This is a genomic window from Methylobacterium sp. WL103 (assembly GCF_008039885.1).
In the GTDB taxonomy this organism is placed as follows: Bacteria; Pseudomonadota; Alphaproteobacteria; order Rhizobiales; family Beijerinckiaceae; genus Methylobacterium; species Methylobacterium cerastii.
The window spans coordinates 1-16,761 of the sequence record NZ_VRUX01000043.1; the positions used below are offsets into that span (position 1 = coordinate 1).

A 16,761-nucleotide genomic window follows, 5' to 3' on the forward strand; every position below is an offset into this window, starting at 1 on the left:
CGCGGCCGCTTCCGGCGGCGCAGGCCCCGTTCGACGCGATCGGCCTGTCGCGGCGCCTGCTGCGCAGCATCCGCTCCGGCGCCCTGGCGACGCTCGATTCCGACGGCACGCCGTTCGCCTCGCTGACGACCATCGCCACCGACGTCGACGGCACGCCGCTGATGCTGCTGTCGCAGCTCTCGGCGCACACCCGCAACCTGCTCGCCGACCCGCGCTGCTCGCTGCTGTTCTCGGCCGGCGGCAAGGGCGACCCGCTCGCCCACCCGCGGCTGACCGTCGTCGGGCGGGCGGTGCGGACCGACGAGCCCCGCGTGCGGGCGCGCTTCCTCGCCCGGCACCCGAAGGCCGCGCTCTACGCCGACTTCCCGGATTTCGGATTCTTCGCGCTGGAGCCGACGGCCGGCCACCTCAACGGGGGCTTCGCCAAGGCGGCGACGTTGACGAAGGCCGAGCTGCTGCTGGATCTCGCGGGCGCCGAGGCGATCGTGGCCGGCGAGCGCGGCGCGATCGAGCACATGAACGCCGACCACGCCGACGCGCTGGCGCTCTACGCCGCCTCGGAGGGGGCGGCCGCGTGGCGCCTCACCGGGCTCGACCCGGAGGGGATGGACCTGCTCGCCGCCGACCGGACCGCGCGGGTGACCTTCCCGGAGCGAGTCGGCGACATGGGCGCGTTGCGAAAGGTCCTCGTGGTCATGGCCGCCGAGGCTCGGGCGAAGGACGAGGCGCCGCGAGCCTGAGCGGCCGGACGTCGGTCCGCGAAGCCGCGGGCCGACGTGAAGCGGAGGTCTCAGGCCTCTTCGGTGGCCGGCTTCTCGGCCTCGGAATCCTCGGACTCGGTCTCGGACTCCGTCGCCTCGGAGGTCTCCGCCTCGGGCTGGGCCTCGGCGCCGACCGGCGGCCGGGTGTTGCGGCGGCGGCTCCAGCCCGGGGTCGCGCGCGGCGCGCCGCGGGTCACTTCCTCGTTGCCTTCGAGCACGCGCTTCACGCGGGCGTTGAAGTCCGACATCGAGATGCTGGGCGAACGCCCGTTGGGGGGAGTGCGAGCCATCTTGGGCCTTCCGCTTCGGAGCCCAAAGCACGGGATTGCGCGGAGGGTATGCCCTCTAGATAGGGCCGAACGCCCAAAATCCGAAGGGCCGTGGGGCCGGACAGGCCCATTCGGTCTCCGTCACCGAGGGATTCGCCCCGCGACGCCGCCCGCGCTTGGCGCTCCCCCCTGCGGCTGCTATCCCCCCGGGACGACCGACACCGCCTCCTCACATCAGACGGCGCGCGACGACGGCCCTCCGGCCGGCCGCACGCGCGCCGGAGATCCGCATCGATGACGACCACGCCGATCGACAACATCCGCAACTTCTCGATCGTCGCGCATATCGACCACGGCAAGTCGACGCTCGCCGACCGCCTGATCCAGACGACGGGCACCGTGGCGCTGCGCGACATGAGCGAGCAGATGCTCGATTCGATGGACATCGAGAAGGAGCGCGGCATCACCATCAAGGCGCAGACCGTGCGCCTGGAATACAAGGCCGAGGACGGCAAGAACTACGTCCTCAACCTGATGGACACGCCCGGCCACGTCGACTTCGCCTACGAAGTGTCCCGCTCGCTCGCCGCCTGCGAAGGCTCGCTGCTGGTTGTGGATGCGAGCCAGGGCGTCGAGGCGCAGACGCTGGCCAACGTCTACCAGGCGCTCGACGCCAACCACGAGATCGTGCCCGTCCTCAACAAGATCGACCTGCCGGCCGCCGAGCCCGAGCGCATCCGCGCCCAGATCGAGGAGGTGATCGGCATCGACGCGTCCGAGGCCGTGGCGATCTCGGCGAAAAGCGGGCTGAACATCGAGGCGGTGCTGGAAGCCATCGTCAAGCGCCTGCCGCCGCCGAAGGGCGACCGCGACGCGCCCCTGAAGGCGCTGCTGGTGGATAGCTGGTACGACGTCTACCTCGGCGTCGTCGTGCTGGTGCGCATCGTCGACGGCGTGCTCAAGAAGGGCATGAACATCCGCATGATGCGGGCCGACGCGGTGCACGGCGTCGACAAGATCGGCGTGTTCCGTCCGAAGATGGCCGACATCGGCGAGCTCGGCCCCGGCGAGGTCGGCTTCTTCACGGGCTCGATCAAGGAGGTCGCCGACACCCGCGTCGGCGACACGCTCACGGAAGACAAGCGCCCGTGCAAGGAGATGCTGCCGGGCTTCAAGGACGTGCAGTCGGTAGTGTTCTGCGGGCTGTTCCCCGTGGATGCGGCCGAATTCGAGACCCTGCGCAGCGCGATGAGCAAGCTCCGGCTCAACGACGCCTCGTTCTCCTACGAGATGGAGACCTCGGCCGCCCTCGGCTTCGGCTTCCGCTGCGGCTTCCTCGGGCTGCTGCACCTCGAGATCATCCAGGAGCGGCTCGAGCGCGAGTTCAACCTCGACCTGATCTCGACGGCGCCCTCCGTGGTCTACCGCCTGCAGATGACCGACGGCACGGTGAAGGAGCTGCACAACCCGGCCGACATGCCCGACGTGATGAAGATCACGGCGATCGAGGAGCCGTGGATCCGCGCCACCATCCTCACCCCCGACGAGCATCTCGGCGGCGTGCTGAAGCTGTGCCAGGACCGGCGCGGCTCGCAGGTGGACCTCAATTACGTGGGAAAACGCGCCATGGTCGTCTACGACCTGCCGCTGAACGAGGTGGTGTTCGACTTCTACGACCGCCTCAAGTCGATCTCGAAGGGCTACGCCTCGTTCGACTACCACATCTCGGACTACCGCGAGGGCGACCTCGTGAAGATGTCGATCCTCGTCAACGCCGAGCCGGTCGACGCGCTCTCGATGCTGGTCCACCGCACCCGCGCCGAGCATCGCGGTCGCGCCATGTGCGAGAAGCTGAAGGACCTGATCCCGCGCCACCTGTTCCAGATCCCGGTCCAGGCGGCGTTAGGGGGCAAGATCATCGCCCGCGAGACGATCAAGGCCCTGTCCAAGGACGTGACCGCCAAGTGCTACGGCGGCGACATCTCGCGCAAGCGCAAGCTCCTGGACAAGCAGAAGGAAGGCAAGAAGAAGATGCGCCAGTTCGGGCGCGTCGAGATCCCGCAGGAGGCGTTCATCGCCGCCTTGAAGATGGACGATTGAGCTTTTCGGCTCCCTCGGGTTGACTAGCGGGCCTGTTCGAATCGGTGGCGGCTTGGCCTTCGATCGTGATGCGGAACGACGGTGGCATGCGATGCAGCGCAGCGACGTGATCGCCAGACTCACCGAGCGGGCCGGGCATCTTCAGAATTCCGGCATTCTCGCGCTCTACCTCTTCGGCTCCGTCGCCCGGGACGAGGCCGGCCTCGATGGCGACGTCGACCTGTTCGTCGACCCGCAATACGACCGGTTCGGCTTCGTCGAATTATTCAGGACGGAAGCCTACCTCGCGCAGGCGCTCGGGTGCCGGGTCGACTTGACGACGCGGGAAGGCCTACACCCTCAATTGCGGGCCGAGATCGAGCGCGAGGCCATCCAGGTCCTGTGATGAAGCGGTCGGCGATTGCACGCCTCACGGATATCCTGACGATGAGCGACGCGGCTGCGGACATCGTCGCGGGACGAACGTTCGCCGATTATCGCATGGACCTGGTGATGCGCCTCGCCGTCGAACGACGTGTCGAGATCGTATCGGAAGCGAGCCGACACGTGCCGCCGGATGCGAAGACACGCTTTCCGGCCGTACCATGGTCCGAGATCGCCGCCGTCGGCAACAAGCTCCGGCACGAGTAAAATCGCATCGACGACCTCATCCTATGGAAGATCGCGACGGTGTCGCTGCCCGAGCTTCGCCCGATCATCGCGGCGATCCTGAGCGAGGCGTCGGCCGGCTGAGCGGCGCTGCGCTTGACGCCTGCCATCGGCTCAATCCCGTAGCGAGAGCGACATCCGTCACCGGCCCCGACCCGTTCGCCGGAACCGCGCCGCACCGCAAAAAGTTCGCCCTCCGAATCCACGGAGCCGAACGTATGCGGATCACCACCGTCGCCGACCACGTCGTCGAGACCCTGCAGGAGGCCGGCGTCCGGCGCATCTACGGGGTCGTCGGCGACAGCCTGAACGCGATCACCGAGGCGATCCGGGCGCGCGGCGTGATCGAGTGGATCCACGTCCGCCACGAGGAATCCGGCGCGTTCGCGGCCGGCGCCGAGAGCCAGGTCACCGGGCAGCTCGCGGTCTGCGCCGGCTCGTGCGGCCCCGGCCACGTCCACCTGATCAACGGCCTCTACGATTGCCATCGCTCGCGCACGCCGGTCCTGGCGCTGGTGGCGCACATCCCGTCGGCCGAGATCGGCTCGGGCTACTTCCAGGAGACGCACCCGACCGAGCTGTTCCGCGGCTGCAGCCACTATTGCGAGCAGGTCTCCGATCCCGCCCAGCTCCCCTACGTGCTGGAGAACGCCATGCGCGCCGCGATCGGGCAGCGCGGCGTCGCGGTGGTCGTCATCCCCGGCGACGTCGCGCTGAAGGACGCGCCGGCCCGCGCCGTGGCGACGAAGGCCGGCCTCGTGCCGCCGAAGCCCGTGGTGCAGCCGGCCGAGGCCGACCTTGCGGCTTTGGCCGAGCTGCTGAACGGCTCCCGCAAGATCACGCTGCTCTGCGGTCGCGGCTGCGCCGGGGCGCATGCCGAGCTGCTGCAGCTCGCCGAGGCCCTGAAGAGCCCGATCGTCCACGCGCTCGGCGGCAAGGAGTTCGTCGAATACGACAACCCTTACGACGTCGGCATGACCGGGCTGATCGGGTTCTCGTCCGGCTACGCGGCGATGGTCGGCTGCGAGACGCTGCTGATGCTCGGCACCGGCTTTCCCTACAAGCAGTTCTACCCGAAGGACGCGAAGGTGGCGCAGGTGGACCTGCGCCCGGAAGAGCTCGGGCGCCGCTGCCGGCTCGACCTCGGCCTCGTCGGCGACGTCGGCGCCACGATCCGCGCGCTGCGGCCGTTGCTCGCGGTGAAGGCCGACCGCGCCTGGCTCGACGGCAGCCTCAAGCACTACGCCAAGGCGCGCGAAGGGCTCGACGAGCTGGCGACGGGCAAGCCCGGCCGCAAGCCGATCCACCCGCAATACCTCACCAAGCTCCTGAGCGACGCCGCCTCCGACGACGCGGTGTTCACCGCCGACGTCGGCACGCCGACGATCTGGGCGGCGCGCTACCTCAAGATGAACGGGAAGCGCCGACTCGTCGGCTCGTGGGTCCACGGCTCGATGGCCAACGCCATGGTCCAGGGTATCGGCATCCAGGCCGCCTCGCCCCGGCGCGAGGTGATCGCGCTGTGCGGCGACGGCGGCTTCAGCATGCTGATGGGCGACTTCCTGACGCTGCGCCAGCACCGGCTGCCCGTGAAGGTGGTGGTGTTCAACAACGGCTCGCTCGGCTTCGTCGAGATGGAGATGAAGGCCGCGGGCTACCTCGAGACCGGCGTCGCGCTCGACAACCCGGACTTCGCCGCGATGTCGCGGGCGGCCGGCATCTTCGCGATTCGGGTCGAGGATCCGGGTGAACTCGAAGGCGCGATCCGCGAGTTCCTGGCCTTCGACGGGCCGTCGCTGCTCGACGTGGCGGTGGCGCGCAACGAGCTCTCGATCCCGCCGAAGATCGACGGCCAGCAGGTGAAGGGCTTCAGCCTCTACATGCTGCGGGCGGTGATGAGCGGACGCGGTGACGCGGTCCTCGACCTCGCCAAGACCAACCTGATTCGATAGACCGGATTGAAATCGTTCCAAGGCGGCGCGTCGCGGCTTCGAAGGAACATCAGGGAAGGCGCATGGCCCGGCAACGGAACATCTGGCGCCTCGCGCGCCGCCCGGTCGGGGCCGTCGCCGAGGGCGACCTCGCCTACGGCGCCGAGGCTCTGCCCGAGCTGCAGCAAGGCCAGTTCCTGCTGCAGGTGCTGTACCTGTCGCTCGATCCGACCAACCGCATCTGGATGAGCGACGCCGAGCAGTACATGCCGCCGGTGGGCGTCGGCGAGCCGATGCGCGGCCTCGTGGCCGGGCGCGTGATCGAGAGCCGGAAGGACGGCGTCGAGCCCGGCGCGCTCTATTCCGGCATGGGCGTCTGGGCCGACCACATGGTCACCGACGGGCAGGGCCTGCAGCCCCTGGCCCTGCCGCCGGGCGTGCCGCTCTCCCTCGCCTTCGGCGTGTTCGGCCTCGTCGGCCCGACGGCGTATTTCGGCCTGCTCGACATCGGCCGCCCGAAGGCCGGCGAGACCCTGGTGGTCTCGGCCGCCGCCGGCGGCGTCGGCCAGGTCGTCGGGCAGATCGGCAAGATCAAGGGCTGTCGGGTGATCGGCATCGCCGGCGGGCCGGACAAGTGCCGGTTCGTCGTCGACGAGCTCGGGTTCGACGCGGCGATCGACTACCGCAGCGAGGATGTCGGCGCCCGCCTCGACGCCCTGGCGCCCGACGGCGTCGACATCAACTTCGAGCAGGTCGGCGGCCCGATCTCAGACGCGGTGTTCGCGCGGATGCGGCTGTTCGGGCGGATGCCGCTGTGCGGCCTGATCGCCTCCTACAACGACACGTCCAAAGACTCTTCGGAGCGCCCGAGTCCGGCCGTCGCGGCGGCGTGGCGCCAGATGCTGATGCGGCGGCTCACCGTGCAGGGCTTCATCGTCACCGACTACGCCGCGCGCTGGGGCGAGGCGGTGCAGGCGCTGGGCGGCTGGATGGCGGAAGGCCGGATCAAGACCCGGCAGGACGTGCGGCCCGACCTCGCGCGGGCGGTGGAACACCTCGACAGCCTCTACACCGGCGGCAACTTCGGCAAGCTGCTGGTCCAGGTGGGCGCCTCGGAAGACGGCGCCTGACGGCGTGGGCGAACGGCCCGGCGGAACGGCTTAGGGAAACGGGATAGGACCATGCGGATCGGACTGTTCGTCCCCTGTTACGTCGACGCCTTCGAGCCGGAGGTCGGCATCGCCACCCTCGAGTTGCTCGAGCGCCTCGGCCTCGAGGTGGAATACCCGTTCGACCAGACCTGCTGCGGCCAGCCGATGACCAACACCGGCTGCCACGCGGAAGCCGCCGCCACCGAAGCCCTGTTTGTCAAGAATTTCGCCAAGTTCGACTACGTCGTCGCGCCCTCGGGCAGCTGCGTCCACCAGGTGCGCGAGCATCTGACGGCGATTCCCCAGACCGAAGAAGTCGTCGGCGTTCGCCGAAAGACCTTCGAGCTGGTCGAGTTCCTGCACGACGTGCTGAAGATCGAGGAATTCCCCTGGGCGTCGTTCCCGCACAAGGTCGCCTACCACGCCAACTGCAACGCGCTGCGCGGCATCCACCACGCCCGGCCGTCCGAGATCAACCTGCCATACTATTCGAAGCCCCTTGACCTGCTGGCCAAGGTGAAGGGCATCGAGGTCGTCAAGCTGACGCGGCCCGACGAGTGCTGTGGCTTCGGCGGCACCTTCTCGGTGTTCGAGCCCGCCGTCTCGGCCAAGATGGGCTACGACAAGGTGACCGACCAGGCGCGCGCCGGGGCCGCGTACGTCGTCTCGGCCGATTCCTCGTGCCTGATGCACCAGAAGGGCTGCGCCGAGCGCCTCGGCGTGCCGCTGAAGTACATCCACATCGCGCAGGTCCTGAACGGAGCCGCCGCATGAGCATCGAAGACCTTACGCCCCGCGAGACGGATGGCACGCCCCGCGAGAGCGCCGGCATGATCCACCCGGAGGTGCGCGCGCCCGGCGACGAGAGCGAGCGCCACCAGGATGGCGGCCGCCTCCAGCACGCGGAGGCCGCCTCGAAGCCGATCGCAGCGCCGAAGACGCGCGAACAACAGCCACGCGGGGCCAAGATCCGCGGCAACCGGCCGATCGACCAGGGCGAGGCCGCCGAGCGCTTCCTCGCCGCGCCGCTGCACCAGGCGGCGCACGACGAGCGCCTGTGGGACCTGCGCAAGAAGCGCGACGTGTCGGCCCACGGCATCCCCGAATGGGAGGAGCTTCGCGAGATCGCCTCGAACATCAAGGCGCACACGCTGAGCCGGCTCGACACCTACCTCGAGCAGTTCGAGGCGGCGGCCAAGGCCAACGGCGTCCACGTGCACTGGGCCTCGGACGGCGCGGACCACAACCGCATCGTGCTCGAGATCCTGCGCAGCCACGGCGCGAAGACCCTGGTGAAGTCGAAGTCGATGCTCACCGAGGAGTGCGGCTTCCGCCACCACATGGCGGCGAGCGGGATCGAGATCATCGAGACCGACCTCGGCGAGCGCATCCAGCAACTCGACAACGAGGAACCGAGCCACATCGTGGCGCCGGCCGTGCACAAGACGCGGATGGACGTCGCCGAGGTTTTTGCGCGCACGCTCGGCACCGACCCCGAGAACGACGACGCCCACTACCTGGCCGAAAGCCAGCGCGAGACCACGCGGCCCTACATCCTCAACGCCGATGCGGGGATGACCGGGTGCAACTTCGCCATCGCCGAGACCGGCACGGTGGTCACCTGCACCAACGAGGGCAACGCCGACCTGTCGGGCAACGTGCCGCCGCTGCAGATCCACTCGATCGGCATCGAGAAGATCATCCCGCGGATCGAAGACCTCGGCGTGTTCATCCGCCTGCTGTCGCGCTCGGCGCTGGGCTCGCCGATCACCCAGTACACCTCGCACTTCCGCGGTCCGCGGCCCGGCACCGAGATGCACTACGTGCTGGTCGACAACGGCCGCTCCGAACGCCTCGGGATGGAGGAGTTCTGGACCTCGCTGAAATGCATCCGCTGCGGCGCCTGCATGAACACCTGCCCGGTCTACCGGCGCTCGGGCGGACTCTCCTACGGGGCGACCTATGCCGGGCCGATCGGGCTGATCATCGACCCGACCTTCAACAAGCGGAAATACTCGACGCTGCCGTTCTCCTCGACCATGAACGGCTCCTGCACCAACGTCTGCCCGGTGAAGATCAACATCCACGAGCAGATCTTCGCCTGGCGCAAGGTTCTGGCCGAGGAGCACCAGATCCCGCTCTTGAAGCAGGGCATGATGAAGGCCGCCGGCGCCGTGCTGAGCCGCCCGGCCGCCTACCGCGCGGCGATCGGCACGGCGGATTCGGCGCTTCGCGCCCTGCCGCGCTTCGCCGTCTACAACCCGCTCAACACCTGGGGGAAGAAGCGCGAGATGCCCGAGGCCCCCAAGCAGAGTTTTCACGCCTGGTACAAGCAGAACCGCATGGCGGGTGCGTCCAAGAAGGACGTCGCCTCGAAGAAGGACGTGTCGTGAGCGCCGGCACCCGCGAGGCGACGCTGGCCGCGATCCGCCGCAACCGGCCGGCCGGCGACTATCCGCTGCCGCAAATCCCGGACTTCGCGCCGCTGGTCGACGACGACCGCATCCTGGCCTTCACCGAGGCGCTGAAGCGCATGGGCGGCCGGGTGGTCGAGGCCGGCCCCGCCGGCGATCCGCTTGGCCACGTGCGCGACCGCCTGGATGCGGCCAAGGTCGTCGCTTCCGCCGTGCCGGAATATGTCGGCACCCTCGACCTCGCCGCCGTCACCCGGCCGCAGGCGGTGGACGACGTCGACGTGGCGATCGTGCGCGCCCGCTTCGGGGTGGCCGAGACCGGATCGGTGCTGTTCACCGAGGCCGAGCTCGTGGTGAACGCGGTGGCCTACCTCGCCCAGCACCTCGTGGTCCTGCTCGACCCCGCCGACGTCGTCGTGAACATCCAGGCCGCCTACAGGCGCCCGGACTTCGCCGGCGCCGCCTACGCCGTGCTCCACACCGGCCCCTCCGCCACCGCCGACATCGAGGGCGTGCTGATCCACGGCGCCCAAGGCGTGCGCTCGCTGACGGTGGTGCTCCTGCCGCGCCGGGTGTGATCGAACGTTGCACCCTTGTCCGACGACTGCGATCGACCGCGTCGCGGTGGCTCGATAGGCCTCGGATGCAGTCTACCCACGCGACACGGAAGACTGCATCCGCCGTCCAGAGCATTTTCAAGCGAGCTGGATGCCGGCTCGCGTAAAGAAAATGCTCTAGAGTTTGGACGTCACGCCTTGACGGCAGGCTTGCCGACGACCTTCGCCAACCGCGCGTTCATACGTAGACCGGCCTGCTCGGATGCCGTCGCGCCGACCGCCGTATCGCCGACCATGACGGGGACCGCGTTGCAGATCTCGACGAGGCGCCAGATGACGGTGAATCCGTCTTGGACGACGTTCGCCGTCTCAAAGGGCGTCTCGGCCCCTGTGGGAAGTTTGACCGGCTGGTTATTCTGATCCTGCACGTAGTATTGCCAGACGGTATAATTTCCTTTCCCGACGCCCGTGAAGGTTTGCGTGAGGCTGAATTGGCCGCCGTTGTAGCGCGTGCCGCTCACCGGCGACGAGAACTGGCCGTTGATGTCCGTCATGATGAAATCGACGTAGGCGGCTCCCGCCCCCTGCCCGACGCCATAACTCAGTGCGTATTGTCCTTGTGGATTGGCTTGGGCGAAGTCCAAGACCTGCTTGATGTTGACGGTTTGACCAGGCGTCAGTCCCATGTCGAGCGGTTGTTTGTAATACAAGCCGACGACCTGCAAAGTAACAGCCATTGCTTCCTCCCTCTGAGGCAAGGGCCGTCATTCGCATTGGGGGACATCGACCGGCGCGATCGCGGTCTCTGGTCTTGCGATCGAATCGACGGCCTTGCTCAAGCAGAGTGCCGTGCCCACGCACACAAAACAACCTGAAAGATACAAACATCGTTTAAGTTTAGATGGAGGGCGGTCGCGACGCGTCGGCCGGGTCGTGCGCCCGTTCGGCAGCCGTGGCCGAACCGACAACCGGGACGCGCGTTCGCCCCAAGGCCCGCTCTTTGCAGGTCGCTCGCCGGCCCGTGACCGCCAGGAGACCCCATGCGCTACAATCTCGGCTGCAGCCTGTCCTACAACATCCTCTCGGACACGACCTTCATCTTCAACCTGGAGGTGGCCAAGCTGAAGAGCGTCGAGATCATCAGTGAATCCCTGGTGTTGACGCCGAACCTGAAGCGCGACGTCTACACGACGCCGGACCTGCTCAACCGTTACCTCGGCGTCAACGTGCCGATGGGTCAGTTCGCGCTCGAATACAACGCCGAGGTCGAGCTCACGGTGCACCGGGCCGACCCGGCGACCATCAACGAGACGCCGGTCGGGCAGCTGCCGCTCGACATCCTGCCCTTCCTGCTGCCGAGCCGCTTCGTCTCGTCGGACCGGCTGACGCCCTTCGCCCAGGCCGAGTTCGGGGCGACGCCGAAGGGCCACCAGCGCGTCAACGCGATCTGCAACTGGATCCACGACCACCTCACCTACAAGCCGGGCACCAGCGACGGCGAGACCACCGCCGACGAGAGCCTGCTCAAGCGCGCCGGCGTCTGCCGCGACTTCGCGCATATCGGCACCGCCTTCTGCCGCGCGCTCGGCATCCCCGCCCGGTTCGTGTCGTGCTATGCCCACGGCCTCGTGCCGAGCGACTTCCACGCGGTGTTCGAGGCCTACCTCGACGGGCGTTGGTGGCTGTTCGACGCGACGCGCCAGGCCGATCCCGACGGTCTCGTCCGCATCGGCGTCGGGCGCGACGCGGCCGAGATCGCGTTCTCGACCCCCTTCGGCAACATGCAGCCGGTCAACCAGCAGATCCGCATCACCCGTGCGGACGGCGTCGGAAGCCCAACGCCCCGGACGGTGGATGCGATCTCGACGGAGGTGCCGGCGCCGCATGGCGGGGCGGCCTGAGGTCGCGTCTCCGATGCGTCGGCATACCCAGGTGTGATAGACGAGGACGGATTGGCGGCCTCGACGAAGGAGCGACCCCGTGTTGCGATCGATCGGCGATCCCGTGCACCGACCGGTCGACATTCCCGACAGCGCCCGCGCCGCCATCGAGACGGTGGCGGCCCATCCTGCGGTTCGGGCGATTATCGTGTTCGGCTCGCGCGCCGAGGGCGATCACGATGCGCGATCCGACATCGACGTCGCCATCGAGGCGCCCGACCTCGACGGGGCGGCGCTGGACCGCCTTCGCGACCGGGTCGGGCATTGTCGAACCCTCTATCGGATCTCGGTGGCCAAGCTCGACACCATGCCGAGCGCACTCAAGGATCGCGTCCTGGCACAGGGAATCAGGATCTATGAGCGCGCGGAAGCTTGAGGACGGCCTTGGCAATCTCGAACGTGCCGTCGCCAACCTGGAACGTGCTCCGACGATCCCGACGGACGGCGAACGCGTCGCAGCCAACGACCAGGACATCGCCAAGGTCACGCCGCTCATCCGAACCACCTTCGATTTTCTCGCGCAGCGCTACCGCACGAGCTGACAGGATGGGACGCTGCTCCCCTCATCTCGCGCAGCGGAAGCCGGCATCGGCGTCAGGAGCACCCCATGGCCTACCGCCACGTCGTCGGCCCGCGGACCTGGGCGTTCGCCGACCTCGCCGAGCTGATGGCGAAGGCGACGCCGGTGCGCTCCGGCGACCGGCTCGCAGGCGTCGCCGCGGAATCGGCGGAGGAGGGGTCGGCCGCGCGCTGGTGCCTCGCCGACGTGCCGCTGCGCGAAATCCTGGCGCGGCCCCTGATCGCCTACGAGGACGACGACGTCACCCGGCTGATCCTCGACACCCATGACGCGGCGGCGTTCTCCGAGGTCGCGCACCTCACCGTCGGCGACTTTCGCGAGTTCCTGCTCACGGCCACCACCGAGACGCTGGCGCGGATCGCGCCCGGCATCACCCCGGAGATGGCGGCGGCGGTCTCGAAGATCTCGCGCAACCAGGACCTGATCCTGATCGCCCGGAAATGCCGGGTGGTCACGCGGTTCCGCAACACCATCGGCCTGCCCGGCACGATGGCGGTGCGGCTGCAGCCCAACCACCCGACCGACGACCCGGCCGGCATCACTGCGTCGATCCTCGACGGCCTGTCCTACGGCTGCGGCGACGCGGTGATCGGCATCAACCCGGCCTCGGATTCGGTGGCAGCCCTCGGCAAGCTGCTCCACCTCCTCGACGAGATCATCCGGCGCCACGCGATTCCGACGCAAGGATGCGTGCTCACCCACGTCACCACCACCCTGGAGGCGATGAACCGCGGCTGGCCGGTGGACCTCGTGTTCCAGTCGATCGCCGGCACGCAAGCGGCCAACGCCGGGTTCGGGGTCACGCTGGCGATCCTGAAGGAGGCGCACGAGGCGATGCTGGCGCTGAAGCGCGGCTTTTTGGGCGACAACGGCATGTATTTCGAGACCGGGCAGGGCTCGGCGCTTTCGGCCAACGCGCATCACGGCATCGACCAGCAGACCCTGGAGGCGCGGGCCTACGCGGTGGCGCGCCCGTTCCGGCCGCTGCTGGTCAACACCGTCGTCGGCTTCATCGGGCCGGAATACCTCTACGACGGCAAGGAGATCATCCGCGCCGGGCTCGAGGACCATTTCTGCGGCAAGCTGATGGGCGTGCCGCTCGGCGTCGACGTCTGCTACACCAACCATGCCGAGGCCGACCAGGACGACATGGACGTGCTGCTGACGCTGCTGGGCGCCGCCGGCTGCACCTACGTGATGGGCGTGCCCGGCGCCGACGACGTGATGCTGAACTACCAGTCCACCTCGTTCCACGATTCCCTCTACGTCCGGGAGGTCTTAGGGCTGAAGCGCGCGCCCGAGTTCGAGGCGTGGCTGCACGCCCTCGGGATGACGGACGCCGCCGGCACCCTGCTTCCCGCCGAGCCCTGCTCGCCGCTGCTCGCCGACGCCTCCGGGCTCGCCGCATGAGCGAGGACGCGAAGATCTGGGCGCGGCTCGCCGGCCTGACGCCGGCGCGGATCGGCCTCGGGCGGACCGGGAGCGGCCTGCCCACCCGCGAGGTGCTGCGCTTCGGCCTCGCCCACGCCCAGGCCCGCGACGCCGTGCACACGCCGATGGATGCGGACGCGGTCACTGCGGACATCGAAGCCCTCGGCCTGCCGACGCTCCGGGTCGCCTCGCAGGCGGCCGACCGCGCCGCCTACCTGCGCCGGCCCGACCAGGGCCGCGCCCTGGCACCCGAGGATCGCGACGCCCTGGAGCGGGCGGCCGGCGATTCCGTCGACCTCGCCATCGTCGTCGCCGACGGGCTCTCGGCGCGTGCCGTGCACGAGGGCGCGGCCGGCTTCCTCGCGGCCTTCAAGCCTCACGCCGAGCGGGCCGGATGGAGCCTCGCGCCGGTGGTCGTCGCGTCCCAAGCCCGGGTCGCGCTGGGCGACGCGGTCGGCGCGGCGCTGAAGGCCCGCGCGGTGGCGGTGCTGGTCGGCGAGCGCCCCGGCCTGTCCTCGCCCGACAGCCTCGGGATCTACCTCACCTTCGGCCCCCGCATCGGGCGCTCGGACGCCGAGCGCAACTGCATTTCGAACGTCCGCCCCGCCGGGCTCTCGCACGCGCTGGCCGCGTTCAAGCTCGACTGGCTCCTGAGCCAAGCCTTTTCGCGCGGGCTGACGGGGGTTTCGCTGAAGGACGAGAGCGAGGCCGCGCTCGCCGGCTCGGACGTGGCGCCGGCCCTGCCGAAGGCCTGATCGGCGGATCGGCGATCGCACCCGCGAAGGCTTCGGTGCGGCGCACCATGCGACCCGACCTCAGTATTCGGACCGCAAGCGCGGCTGTGGCGGGGTCGCAACACCGCGAAAGCATCCCGGGTTTGCCCCGAGACCTGCCTTCGACCGCCGCGATCCCGCCATAAACCGGGACCACCTCAGCATCCGCGGTAAACGGCTTTTCCCCCAACCGGTTACCGCTCGGTTACGAGCGATTCCAAGAGCGTGGTCTTGCCTCCTCGCGCAACGTCGGTCGACGCTGCGCGACGGCTGTCCGCACCCTTCGAGGGCGCGCCGACGCGTAGCGGACCGGGGGGTGCGGGACAGGTCATGGACGCGCCTACGAACGACAAGTCGAAGCTGCCGAGCCGCCACGTCACGGAGGGGGCCGACCGCGCGCCGCACCGCTCGTACCTCTACGCGATGGGTCTCACCAAGCAGCAGATCCACCAGCCGCTCGTCGGCGTGGCCTCGTGCTGGAACGAGGCCGCCCCGTGCAACATCTCGCTGATGCGCCAGGCGCAGGCGGTGAAGAAGGGGGTCGCCGCGGCCCACGGCACCCCGCGCGAGTTCTGCACCATCACCGTCACCGACGGCATCGCCATGGGGCATGCCGGCATGCGCGCCTCGCTGCCGTCCCGCGAGGTCATCGCCGATTCCGTCGAGCTGACCATGCGCGGCCACGCCTACGACGCCCTCGTGGGCTTGGCCGGCTGCGACAAGTCCCTGCCGGGCATGATGATGGCGATGGTGCGCCTCAACGTGCCGTCGATCTTCATCTACGGCGGCTCGATCCTGCCGGGCTCGTTCCGCGGCCGCCCGGTCACGGTGCAGGACCTGTTCGAGGCGGTCGGCAAGGTCGCCGTCGGCGACATGAGCCTCGAGGACCTCGACGAGCTCGAGCAGGTCGCCTGCCCGTCCGCCGGCGCCTGCGGCGCGCAGTTCACCGCCAACACCATGGCCACCGTCTCCGAGGCGATCGGCCTCGCCCTGCCGTACTCGGCCGGCGCGCCGGCCCCTTACGAGATCCGCGACCAGTTCTGCGCCACCGCCGGCGAGAAGGTGATGGAGCTGCTGGCCAAGAACATCCGCCCGCGCGACATCGTCACCCGCAAGTCCCTGGAGAACGCCGCCGCCGCCGTCGCCGCGTCCGGCGGCTCGACCAACGCCGCGCTTCACCTGCCGGCGATCGCGCATGAATGCGGCATCAAGTTCGACCTGTTCGACGTGGCCGAGATCTTCCGGCGCACGCCCTACATCGCCGACCTGAAGCCGGGTGGCCGCTACGTCGCCAAGGACATGTTCGAGGTCGGCGGCATCCCGCTGCTGATCAAGACCCTGCTCGACCACGGCTTCATCCACGGCGACTGCATGACGGTCACCGGCCGCACCATCGCCGAGAACATGGAGCGCGTGCGCTGGAACCCGGACCAGGACGTGGTCCGCTCGGCGGCAAGCCCGATCACGCCGACCGGCGGCGTCGTCGGCCTCAAGGGCAACCTCGCCACCGAGGGCGCGATCGTGAAGGTCGCCGGCATGGCGGCCGAGAAGCAGGTCTTCACCGGCCCGGCCCGCGTGTTCGACGGCGAGGAGGCCTGCTTCGAGGCGGTCCAGGCGCGCACCTACAAGGAGGGCGACGTCCTCGTCATCCGCTACGAGGGCCCGAAGGGCGGCCCCGGCATGCGCGAGATGCTGTCCACGACCGCCGCGCTCTACGGTCAGGGCATGGGCGACAAGGTCGCGCTGATCACCGACGGGCGCTTCTCCGGCGCCACCCGCGGCTTCTGCGTCGGCCATGTCGGGCCCGAAGCCGCGGTCGGCGGGCCGATCGGCCTGCTGCGCGACGGCGACATGATCACGCTGGACGCGATCGAGGGCACCCTCGACGTGGCGCTCTCCGACGCCGAGCTCGACGAGCGCCGCAAGGCGTGGACGCCGCGGACCAATTCCGCGACCTCCGGCTACCTCTGGAAATACGCGCAGACCGTCGGACCCGCCGTGAACGGCGCCGTGACCCATCCGGGCGGCGCCGAGGAGATCCAGAGCTATGCGGACGTCTAGGACCGACCGCGACCGGAAGGCGGGGCCGGCCGGGGCCGATCGTCGGCCCCGGCCCGGTGTGTTATTAAAAAATCCCAGCCCCCCCGCCCGGCGCCGAAGTCGTATTGCGGGGTGTGGGTGGAAAAAAAAAAGGGGGGGGGGGGGG

At 69.1% G+C, this 16,761-nt stretch carries 17 protein-coding genes; 15 read left to right on the forward strand and 2 right to left on the reverse strand.

Translation table 11 applies throughout. The features are described from left to right. Window positions 1–740, forward strand: a 740-nt coding sequence (locus FV222_RS05275; protein ID WP_147813325.1) for a DUF2470 domain-containing protein, incomplete at its 5' end; no start/stop codon positions are given. 50 nt (window positions 741–790) lie between these two features. Here FV222_RS05275 and FV222_RS05280 read toward each other — a convergent pair. Further along, window positions 791–1,051, reverse strand: a complete 261-nt coding sequence (locus FV222_RS05280; RefSeq protein WP_147762313.1) for a hypothetical protein — start codon at window positions 1,049–1,051, stop codon at window positions 791–793. A 273-nt stretch (window positions 1,052–1,324) separates the two neighbouring features. Here FV222_RS05280 and lepA point away from each other — a divergent pair, with 273 nt between their 5' ends. The 8 genes from lepA (at window position 1,325) to FV222_RS05320 (ending at window position 9,852) form a co-directional block, all read left to right on the forward strand. Further along, window positions 1,325–3,130 (forward strand): translation elongation factor 4, encoded by a 1,806-nt coding sequence (gene lepA, locus FV222_RS05285; RefSeq protein WP_147751894.1) that lies wholly within the window; start codon window positions 1,325–1,327, stop codon window positions 3,128–3,130. 91 nt (window positions 3,131–3,221) lie between these two features. Next, window positions 3,222–3,515, forward strand: a complete 294-nt coding sequence (locus FV222_RS05290) for a nucleotidyltransferase domain-containing protein (protein ID WP_147762312.1) — start codon at window positions 3,222–3,224, stop codon at window positions 3,513–3,515. Continuing rightward, window positions 3,515–3,760, forward strand: a complete 246-nt coding sequence (locus FV222_RS05295) for a HepT-like ribonuclease domain-containing protein (RefSeq protein WP_147813327.1) — start codon at window positions 3,515–3,517, stop codon at window positions 3,758–3,760. Before FV222_RS05290 ends, FV222_RS05295 begins: the two co-directional genes overlap by 1 nt. Before the next feature lie 236 nt (window positions 3,761–3,996). Beyond that, window positions 3,997–5,730 carry a ubiquinone-dependent pyruvate dehydrogenase gene (gene poxB, locus FV222_RS05300; protein WP_147751891.1) on the forward strand — a complete coding sequence of 578 codons (1,734 nt, stop codon included), beginning with the start codon at window positions 3,997–3,999 and terminating at the stop codon, window positions 5,728–5,730. Between the two features lie 62 nt (window positions 5,731–5,792). Further along, complete coding sequence (locus FV222_RS05305; protein WP_147762310.1) at window positions 5,793–6,839, forward strand: NADP-dependent oxidoreductase; 1,047 nt, start codon at window positions 5,793–5,795, stop codon at window positions 6,837–6,839. A 51-nt stretch (window positions 6,840–6,890) separates the two neighbouring features. Next, entirely contained in the window at window positions 6,891–7,634 is a 744-nt protein-coding gene (locus tag FV222_RS05310; RefSeq protein ID WP_147751889.1) for a (Fe-S)-binding protein, read from the forward strand. Further along, a complete protein-coding gene (locus tag FV222_RS05315; protein WP_147762309.1) occupies window positions 7,631–9,253 on the forward strand; it encodes a lactate utilization protein B in 1,623 nt (540 codons plus the stop codon). The genes FV222_RS05310 and FV222_RS05315 overlap by 4 nt, the downstream gene beginning before the upstream one ends. Next, window positions 9,250–9,852, forward strand: coding sequence for an LUD domain-containing protein (locus FV222_RS05320; protein ID WP_147762308.1), 603 nt, complete (start codon window positions 9,250–9,252; stop codon window positions 9,850–9,852). The genes FV222_RS05315 and FV222_RS05320 overlap by 4 nt, the downstream gene beginning before the upstream one ends. A 170-nt stretch (window positions 9,853–10,022) precedes the next feature. Here the strand turns inward: FV222_RS05320 and FV222_RS05325 are convergent, their stop codons facing one another. Continuing rightward, window positions 10,023–10,568: a hypothetical protein gene (locus FV222_RS05325; RefSeq protein ID WP_147762307.1), complete on the reverse strand. Its 546-nt coding sequence runs from the start codon at window positions 10,566–10,568 to the stop codon at window positions 10,023–10,025. A gap of 303 nt (window positions 10,569–10,871) precedes the next feature. On the opposite strand from FV222_RS05325, the gene FV222_RS05330 reads away from it, so the two are divergent. From FV222_RS05330 to ilvD, 6 genes are all read left to right on the forward strand, one after another. Then, window positions 10,872–11,732: a transglutaminase family protein gene (locus tag FV222_RS05330; protein ID WP_147762306.1), complete on the forward strand. Its 861-nt coding sequence runs from the start codon at window positions 10,872–10,874 to the stop codon at window positions 11,730–11,732. 79 nt (window positions 11,733–11,811) lie between these two features. Then, window positions 11,812–12,147, forward strand: a complete 336-nt coding sequence (locus tag FV222_RS05335) for a nucleotidyltransferase domain-containing protein (RefSeq protein WP_147762305.1) — start codon at window positions 11,812–11,814, stop codon at window positions 12,145–12,147. Beyond that, entirely contained in the window at window positions 12,128–12,313 is a 186-nt protein-coding gene (locus FV222_RS05340; protein ID WP_147762304.1) for a hypothetical protein, read from the forward strand. Before FV222_RS05335 ends, FV222_RS05340 begins: the two co-directional genes overlap by 20 nt. Window positions 12,314–12,378: 65 nt before the next feature. Next, window positions 12,379–13,761, forward strand: coding sequence for an ethanolamine ammonia-lyase subunit EutB (locus tag FV222_RS05345; protein ID WP_147762303.1), 1,383 nt, complete (start codon window positions 12,379–12,381; stop codon window positions 13,759–13,761). Continuing rightward, entirely contained in the window at window positions 13,758–14,537 is a 780-nt protein-coding gene (eutC, locus tag FV222_RS05350; protein ID WP_147762302.1) for an ethanolamine ammonia-lyase subunit EutC, read from the forward strand. The genes FV222_RS05345 and eutC overlap by 4 nt, the downstream gene beginning before the upstream one ends. Before the next feature lie 348 nt (window positions 14,538–14,885). Next, window positions 14,886–16,616, forward strand: coding sequence for a dihydroxy-acid dehydratase (ilvD, locus tag FV222_RS05355; RefSeq protein WP_147762301.1), 1,731 nt, complete (start codon window positions 14,886–14,888; stop codon window positions 16,614–16,616). The last annotated feature ends 145 nt before the right edge of the window (window positions 16,617–16,761 follow it).

Excerpts from the sequence above, each read along its gene's own strand:
- FV222_RS05280 (WP_147762313.1), bottom strand. The coding sequence starts at position 1,051 with ATGGCTCGCACTCCCCCCAACGGGCGTTCGCCCAGCATCTCGATGTCG.
- lepA (WP_147751894.1), top strand. The coding sequence starts at position 1,325 with ATGACGACCACGCCGATCGACAACATCCGCAACTTCTCGATCGTCGCG.
- FV222_RS05290 (WP_147762312.1), top strand. The coding sequence starts at position 3,222 with ATGCAGCGCAGCGACGTGATCGCCAGACTCACCGAGCGGGCCGGGCAT.
- FV222_RS05295 (WP_147813327.1), top strand. The coding sequence starts at position 3,515 with ATGAAGCGGTCGGCGATTGCACGCCTCACGGATATCCTGACGATGAGC.
- poxB (WP_147751891.1), top strand. The coding sequence starts at position 3,997 with ATGCGGATCACCACCGTCGCCGACCACGTCGTCGAGACCCTGCAGGAG.
- FV222_RS05305 (WP_147762310.1), top strand. The coding sequence starts at position 5,793 with ATGGCCCGGCAACGGAACATCTGGCGCCTCGCGCGCCGCCCGGTCGGG.
- FV222_RS05310 (WP_147751889.1), top strand. The coding sequence starts at position 6,891 with ATGCGGATCGGACTGTTCGTCCCCTGTTACGTCGACGCCTTCGAGCCG.
- FV222_RS05315 (WP_147762309.1), top strand. The coding sequence starts at position 7,631 with ATGAGCATCGAAGACCTTACGCCCCGCGAGACGGATGGCACGCCCCGC.
- FV222_RS05325 (WP_147762307.1), bottom strand. The coding sequence starts at position 10,568 with ATGGCTGTTACTTTGCAGGTCGTCGGCTTGTATTACAAACAACCGCTC.
- FV222_RS05330 (WP_147762306.1), top strand. The coding sequence starts at position 10,872 with ATGCGCTACAATCTCGGCTGCAGCCTGTCCTACAACATCCTCTCGGAC.
- FV222_RS05340 (WP_147762304.1), top strand. The coding sequence starts at position 12,128 with ATGAGCGCGCGGAAGCTTGAGGACGGCCTTGGCAATCTCGAACGTGCC.
- FV222_RS05345 (WP_147762303.1), top strand. The coding sequence starts at position 12,379 with ATGGCCTACCGCCACGTCGTCGGCCCGCGGACCTGGGCGTTCGCCGAC.
- eutC (WP_147762302.1), top strand. The coding sequence starts at position 13,758 with ATGAGCGAGGACGCGAAGATCTGGGCGCGGCTCGCCGGCCTGACGCCG.
- ilvD (WP_147762301.1), top strand. The coding sequence starts at position 14,886 with ATGGACGCGCCTACGAACGACAAGTCGAAGCTGCCGAGCCGCCACGTC.